This window comes from Methylobacillus sp. (assembly GCF_036844465.1).
Taxonomy (GTDB): domain Bacteria; phylum Pseudomonadota; class Gammaproteobacteria; order Burkholderiales; family Methylophilaceae; genus Methylobacillus.
Map to the genome: position 1 here is coordinate 1 of NZ_DAIUFW010000032.1, position 7,323 is coordinate 7,323.

Annotated in this window: 6 protein-coding genes; 1 reads left to right on the plus strand and 5 read right to left on the minus strand. The window is 49.2% G+C overall.

What is annotated here, in order from left to right; genetic code table 11:
* Positions 1-178 precede the first annotated feature (178 nt).
* The 5 genes from V7Z75_RS13925 to V7Z75_RS13945 are packed head-to-tail and all read right to left on the minus strand — an operon-like array spanning position 179 to position 6,176.
* Complete coding sequence (locus V7Z75_RS13925; RefSeq protein WP_334109249.1) at positions 179-1,045, minus strand: hypothetical protein; 867 nt, start codon at positions 1,043-1,045, stop codon at positions 179-181.
* Positions 1,042-2,712, minus strand: coding sequence for an AAA family ATPase (locus V7Z75_RS13930; RefSeq protein WP_334109250.1), 1,671 nt, complete (start codon positions 2,710-2,712; stop codon positions 1,042-1,044). The genes V7Z75_RS13925 and V7Z75_RS13930 overlap by 4 nt, the downstream gene beginning before the upstream one ends.
* Before the next feature lies 1 nt (position 2,713).
* Positions 2,714-4,600, minus strand: coding sequence for a hypothetical protein (locus V7Z75_RS13935; RefSeq protein ID WP_334109251.1), 1,887 nt, complete (start codon positions 4,598-4,600; stop codon positions 2,714-2,716).
* Positions 4,600-5,091: an ABC-three component system middle component 2 gene (locus V7Z75_RS13940; RefSeq protein WP_334109252.1), complete on the minus strand. Its 492-nt coding sequence runs from the start codon at positions 5,089-5,091 to the stop codon at positions 4,600-4,602. Before V7Z75_RS13940 ends, V7Z75_RS13935 begins: the two co-directional genes overlap by 1 nt.
* Entirely contained in the window at positions 5,088-6,176 is a 1,089-nt protein-coding gene (locus V7Z75_RS13945; protein WP_334109253.1) for an ABC-three component system protein, read from the minus strand. The genes V7Z75_RS13940 and V7Z75_RS13945 overlap by 4 nt, the downstream gene beginning before the upstream one ends.
* Before the next feature lie 807 nt (positions 6,177-6,983).
* On the opposite strand from V7Z75_RS13945, the gene V7Z75_RS13950 reads away from it, so the two are divergent.
* Positions 6,984-7,323: hypothetical protein (locus V7Z75_RS13950; RefSeq protein ID WP_334109254.1), on the plus strand; the 340-nt coding region annotated here is incomplete at its 3' end.

Consider the following 7,323-nt stretch of genomic DNA (forward strand, 5'->3'; position numbering starts at 1 on the left):
GTCGACACAGTTTCAATAATGGCCTATCGCCAGTAGAGTATGAAAAGCGTTATTTCGAGGGGCTGGCGACTGTCTAGGATAGTAGGGGCGATTCACTACTCCTGCTATAAAGGATCCGGTCCCAACATTGGAAAAAGTTTTACAGGAAACTAAGACAAGCTAAATGCTCCAGTCACAGCTAACTCAGGGGAGTATCCGGCAACCTGCCCGGCATATCGAACTGCTGAAACAGCCAATTCGTCACACCTGTCTCCAACAGGCCCGCAACAAATATTGAGTTCCAATTATTTTTGCCCTTATGTGCGTCATCAAGCAGTGCAAGCTCCTCTACCAATATTTCCCTGAGAGCGTCAACTGTCGGCGGATTGTGTTTTAGCTCCCTCACGACCAAACTTGGTTTGCGGAATAGATCGATCCACTTATCCCGAAGATAGCCAGTGACAGTGGTTTGCTGAACAATGTTGCGAAAGTGGAAAGCAATGGCGGCATAGTCCGGATGTTTATCGTCAACACAAAGCTTAAGTCCGACCTTAGGTATCAGTCCAAGATCCTCGAAGCTGGCCACAACCAGTCTTTCACTTAGGCAGTCATCAAAGTACGGATGCAGGATACGCTCGCCCGCATTTAGTCCCAGTAAGGTAGTCTTGCGCTGGCTGTTGCATTTACAAGCTGGTACAAGATTGTGAGAAAAAACCACAAATGCACCATGACTGCTCTGCGGCAGCAAGTGGTCTAGGGTTCCGGAGTGAAGTGATCCGCACATAGGACAGGCACGATGCCCCGTGTCCTTACGCATTGCCTTTATATGCTTTAGGTCTTTAGGTGGACTTTTATAATGTGCCTTCAAATATTTCTCGATCACAAGCGTAACATTTACGTGTGAGACATTGAAGGCGTTGCCGCTAGCAGCATCATATTGAGTATAACCTTGCAGAATGTCGGCTACCGCCCCATGCAAATGAGGATAACTTTCCACTCCTTCGTTACCTGCAAGCGCCTGCAAAGCAGCGTGATCATTTATTATTGGACGCGGTATCCTGTTCACTGTTCGTCCTTCGCCTCAATTGACTCCCTCAAGGAGCCCAGCATTTCCAGCGACAAATCATCCTTGTAGCGAGCATACAAATCCTGCCAGTTTTTATATCTCTCGCGCAACCTACTTTCGACCGAGGTGGCGAGCCGCGATGGCTCGTCTTCTCCAAAAACGAAGTATGAAATAGCACCCACATCCGCTCCAAAAGTCCGCAGGGTCGGGAGTTCTGTCACCACATTACCTTGTTGATCCTTTCGTAAAACAGTTACCTGCTCTTGAAATACCTCTCGAACGAAATAAACGGAATGGGTAGCAATGATCGCAGCTGAACCGCTTTGATCAAGAATGCTGTCCAGTAAGGCAACAAACTGACTAACGAAATTCGGATGAAGATGGGTTTCAGGTTCGTCTAGCAACAGTAGTGACCCATTTTCCACGTATAGGCTTGCCTGAGCCGCGAAGCGAAGAAAAGAAATCTCGCCGCTGCTCAGAGGATAGCCAATGTCATCGACCACTCGAACCGGATCGAGGCGCGTATCAATTGCTGAAAACTTCTCAAGCTTTTGTTTTTCAGCGCCATATCTCAGTCGTTCAAGAGAATAATATTGCTCTACGTCATTCTTGTCGGGTAGGCAGAGCTGTTTCCAGTTATCAATTACTTTGATCGCGCTGAGAAAAATGTCCCATCTTGAGCTTGCTCCAAGGCTTTCTTCCGATCTTACGAGTTGAATAATCAGGTCAGAGACACCAGCCTCACGTTGGGTGCGGCTGGAGCGGTTGAGCGAAAAACGCCGATACCAGACACGCGGCCGCCTTTGACGACTTGATGGAAATACAGAGCCGGCCTCGTTCGTCGGCGCGAATGCAAGAATACGGTTTACGAGGACACGCCTTTCGGTATCCCCATCAATCAGTGTATTGTCAGCTTTCAATGCCCCTTGAACAATTCTTCCCAAAGTCTGGCTTTTACCCACTCCGTTTTTGCCAATGATTACGGCAATTCGCTTGGGCAGATCCGCTTCATGATCAAAGCGAAAAGTTAAGTGATGTGGATTCTGGCAACCCGATAGTTGAAATTGAATATCAAACGCACTTGAAAGTTTTCGAAATTCTTCGGATTCCAGCCCTCTCAAGATTGAACCTGCATTCTTGTAGGCAAAATAGGACTCTGCATTTCGAACAAAGGACTTCTGAAAAACTTCGGAACCCTCCGCTAGAGCTAGCCAGTTAGCGGTCGATTTGAACTCGTTGAGAGCAACTAACTCTCGCATCGCTATCAGGATTTCTACGGATTTCTTAGGGCCAAATCGGCGCACAATATTACGGTAGTCATCCATGCCGGGAAGCATGGTGAAAAATCTGTGCGTATCATTCGTGGGCAATATCAACTCATTTGTTCCCTCCAGCAATTTCTCAAGTAGAACCACACCATTGGGTGTCTCAGATGAGCTATTGATGAAACCTATAAAACCGTAAGTATCGTAGTCATTCTTATCCCCAATCAATCGAATGCGGATATCAATCCTGGTGCGAAGTTGGAAATCGTTCCATTTGTCGGTATTGGGAACAATGAGAACAGTATTGTCAGGGATGCTGGCTCGCAACGTTGTCGGCCTCCCAAACATTACAGTGACTCCCTTCCCGTCATTCTCCTGCTGCTTTTTACTTAGAGAAGCCATACTACTCGTCACTCATCTTTGAACTCGGGTCGTAAGGGAATAATCCATATCGTCCGCCATACGGATTCTTGCTGAACATCTCCACCTGTTCGAGGTTCTTGATAGCATCAGGCGGATCGGTGTTCTCGACGACAATAACCTGTCGGTCTTTTGGCAGTGCTTGCAAATAGCCGTAGAATTGCTCCTTTAGGTCAGTGCCGCGCAAATCATCCTCTTTCCCGTCTGGTTCACGATAGGCAAGCAACGGTGAGTCGAGAATGACAAACCCCGGATGCGGAATGTGGCTGGATCGACAATGGGCGAGCAAGCCGAGGGTGAAGGCAGCATGTGTAATCGCCCGTAAACCTTTTCCACGAGCTCCCCTCGGCTTTCCGGCAATGACCAAGTCGCGAGTATTGGGGTCAAAATGGACGCGACCAGCCTCTGGGAAGTGCCAATCACCAAGAATAGTCTCTACACTTTGCGCAAAGGCGTCTGCAGCCGCAGTCGGGACGGTACTCGTGACGGTCTGTGGCTTAGCGATAGCATCTTGAACCTTTTCAAGATCAGTACGCCTGCGCTCCATGTCTTGAACCGTCGCATAGAGACCCAATGCTTCGCGCACCTCTGCCCGCTTATCGTTAAGTTCCGAGTACGAAGCTCTCAACTTGGCAAGTTTCGGCACTATCAAGCTATCAACCGAACCAGACAATTCATCTAGCTCCGCCACGACTAATGGCATCCGACGATCGAAGCTTGCGCCCTCGCGGGTCAGCTCGCGAACCGTAACGGCAAGCTCACTACGGAGTATTTCGATCTTGCCGATTTCCTTTCGGGCCGCTTCAATAACGGTATCGGTATTCCCTTCACAAATATCACCATTCCGATGATGCGCGGGATCAGACCCACATAATGGGCAAGCGGTCTTACCTAGGACGCTGAATAATGTTCCACCTTCTTCAATGGCTCGCAACCTCTCGATATCAGAGGCGTAATGCCGATCCAGAAGGCCGAACCTTTCCAGCAACCCGGCAATGTCGCTTCGACGGTCTCGACCTTCTTCTAGCTTTTTGCGCAATTCGCGACGACGTCCCGCCTTCTCCTGGAACGATGATTCGGTAGCATTCAACTGCGCAGCATGTTGCCTGAGTGAGGTTTCAATTTTCTCAAGCTGCGCTTCCAGCTCACTCGGGTGCTTGGCTATTTCCTTGAGTTGGTCATTGTAGTCATCTAACAGCTGATCTAGGAGTTGAAGCTGCGCCTCTCGAGATAGCTCTTCAGGTTCGCGGGCGGCGGTACTCACGAGCGCGGAATCGTCAATTCCTGTCAGCAGGAGCTTAAATGTCGAGGTATTAGCCGTATCCGCTGTGTAATTCCCGTCCAGTAAAGGCGACCTCTGCTGGGTAATCTCAGTTTCAGTGACGATCAGCAGGCGTGCAATATTTCGAAAGCTCAGGCTGTTGGTTTCACCACGCGCGTTCTTCCGAACCCGCTTTCTAGAGAGGCCGGACAGCTCAAGCAGGAACGATGAAAGATTCGCCTCGTTGCGGTCGCTATGGATTTCAGAGAGGGTTTTAGCCTCTAAATCGCCCTCGGGCGGCTGCTTGTGCAAACCCTCGTAGAGCATGAAACTGCCACCGTCCGTGCTGCGATGAATGGTGAACAGCTCTCCAGCCAGGGTCTCAATCCCTAGAAGAATGCGGTCATATCCAAGGCGCTCTGTGATTTCACGCAAAGGCGGCTTTCCACCCAACATGAAGTCGACGGTTTCTACAATAAAGGATTTACCGGTATCCGACGCGCCATAAAGAACATTCAAGCCTGGGCCAAACGTAACTGTGGCAGGTTCTTTCTGTGGGCCGAAATAGCCGAGAAAGCGTAATTGGAAACCCTTGCTTGGATTGGCCACTACGCGCCTCCCATGCTGCGTTCAATGCTTTGAAACTCTTCAACCCAGTCATCAAAGAATTGGCGAAGTACCCCCCGAAACTCTTGATCTGAGTAATGACCGAAGGTCTCGACAAGCCAGGATGCACGCTCTTTCATTGCAAAAAAATAGTTCGTAGATAATGAGGCCAAAAACATTGCAGCGTTTTCCCCTGCACCGTACTTGATGCCATCTGAGGTGACCTCCCTTTGGACAAGGTCACGGGTCATCATCAATAGCAGCGCGTCCTCAACCAACTTTCGCCGCACCAACAATTCTGCCGAGCGATACGGGGTAGGCGGATGAAGGCTATCGGGCCCACCAACATCTCCGGTGTGGACGAGAAGGAAGTCGAACGCCACCAGTCGTTGTAAGTCGTAGATTTGCGGAAAAGCTGCGCCCAGTAGCGCCACTGATCGCATACCTGCCTCAAGGGGACTATTGAAAGTCGCTGGGTACCCAGGTTGCTTCATGATTGGGTCCACTTCAGGCGATCCTCATTTGCAAGTTGATGACAGATGCCGTCTCGGTCTTTTGGCTTGACGCAGGAAATTAGGGCGTTTGCGGTGATTTGAAGGTCGCGTGCCGCCTTAGTCACCGCGCAGACTCGAACATATCCATCAGAATGACCTGCATCATGCACATCAACCACGCCATCATAAATATCTTCTTGAAGTGATTCGAAGACACCCACAGGCACCGAGTCACGGGCGAACAACCGCAGCGCTTCTGCGTGGTAAAACGCTTCTCGCTGGCGATGAAAGTGATCCTTCAATTTCGTCGTCGTTGCCAAATCATCTGGACTGACAACAGGTTTTTTGAGATGGTCAGCATAGGCGACGAGTAGCTGTGTGACATATCTGCTTTCCTCAGTAGCAATCTCCGCAGGAGGTTTGGCCGCATCTGGGCGGGGCTTTAAGCCTCCGCCAAAGCGCGCCGCATGAGCAGGTGAAATTCGATGATCAGCCACCAACTGCAACGATGTTTTTGCATCAAAAATCGAGAAATCAAAAGCGTTCACGTACGCAAGAAGTGGCTCTTCCAATGGGATCTCTTGCGATTTAGTGATCGCCTTCTGAACATACTTCTCCCAGTTGGCAATCAACTCTTCGCGCAACTTCGCTGCATCAGCCAAGAGAGCTGTCAACGATGTGCCGGCGCCCTTGGGTGCGACAAAGTAGTAGCGTCGAGGGGGGGTGTACTCTTTCTGGTACGAGTACCAAATCATCTTCCCGATTTCGACCCAGACGTTAGTCGGTCGTAGCGCGTTATCGTAGTGCTTGCACTGGTAGTTGTCCCAGACGCCTTGCAGTTTCTTGTCATCTGTGAAGCCGGCGATATCGATACCGCGATCACCAGAACCGGTAAAGCGCTGAACTTGGCTGTATTGTTTCTTCAGGCAGTAATGAGCCCACTCCTGAACGAAGTCTTCCCATTGATTAGGCGAGTACAAGAGTAGCTGTTGCTGTGGAGGAATAACAGGTCCTTGCGCAACAACCGCAGCGGTGGCAAACGTCGATGCTATTGGTGCAGCGATCTCGCGCCAATCCGCAGTCATGCAACATTTCCCATCATGTTCCCCATCCCCTTGCAACCACAATTATTTTTATTCCCGTTGTCACCTGATGGACAGCTCGCTTGGAGCTAGCTACATCGCCGCTCTCAATTCACCTCCCGCAAGTAAACAAGTCACATTTAGCTTGCAGATACAGCCAGAGCTCGGTAATCCGTAGCTTTTAGTTTACTCCCAAGCTTACAATCGGTAACGATGTGCGTCAAACATATCATCCGATGTTCATTAATCGTGGCAGTCCAGAACTTTAATGTTCTGTACTGAATCGTAGAATACGAATCTGGCCCCAAACTTTAATGGCATGGATTATTCAGAGTTCTCTAAAATTCCCTTTGCAGTCAAAGATCCAATAGAACGGGATTTTATTGTCGCTCACCATTTTGGCAATATTTCTGAAGAAATCCATAAGCACTCCATCAAGTAAACAATGACTGATAGCGTTTCGGATCATAGATTGATCGGAGCGTAAACTGCATCGGGGACTCAACTAGGTCATGCGTGCCATCTCTCTCGATCAGTCGAGTGTAATTCGTGGCCTAGAACTTAAGAATCAAGGATAAGTGAACAGCGAGCCTGGATTAGCATGGTTCGTGAAGCAGCAAGCAAGGATGTAATTCGTTTATTATCTATCTGTGTTATCGGTAGTTTTCGATCAAAATGAAACTAATACCCGGTGAAGACTGACCAGAGACATCCGCGCATGGGGCTTTGACATCATCTAAAGCCTTACTTGTGGCTAATGCTCTCTCACAATCACAGATATTCTTTGAGGAGTATATAGGCAGTGCCATCATGAATGAATACAAACAGCACCTTGGAGTTGTCAAAGCTGGGCTTTTATCACTCAAAGCCACAGGGACCAACGGGTTTGAAGGACTCATTCGTGTCGTCCTGACGAATTTAACTAGGATTCCGTTTCGCCTGGCCGCTAGTGGATTGCAGGGAGGAGTAGATGGTGACGCAGCAATGCCTAGCGATTCTGTCTGCTTTGAGGCCAAACGATACTCAGATGAAATTCACAGAAATGAAGTCTTGACCAAAATCGCAGACTTAGCTCGGAAGAAGGATGCTGCCGATCGAGGGTGTAAGAATTTTTGTGTAAACGGTCATTCGGCAGGAAACTGTCGTAACT

Excerpts from the sequence above, each read along its gene's own strand:
- V7Z75_RS13930 (WP_334109250.1), bottom strand. The coding sequence starts at position 2,712 with ATGGCTTCTCTAAGTAAAAAGCAGCAGGAGAATGACGGGAAGGGAGTC.
- V7Z75_RS13940 (WP_334109252.1), bottom strand. The coding sequence starts at position 5,091 with ATGAAGCAACCTGGGTACCCAGCGACTTTCAATAGTCCCCTTGAGGCA.
- V7Z75_RS13945 (WP_334109253.1), bottom strand. The coding sequence starts at position 6,176 with ATGACTGCGGATTGGCGCGAGATCGCTGCACCAATAGCATCGACGTTT.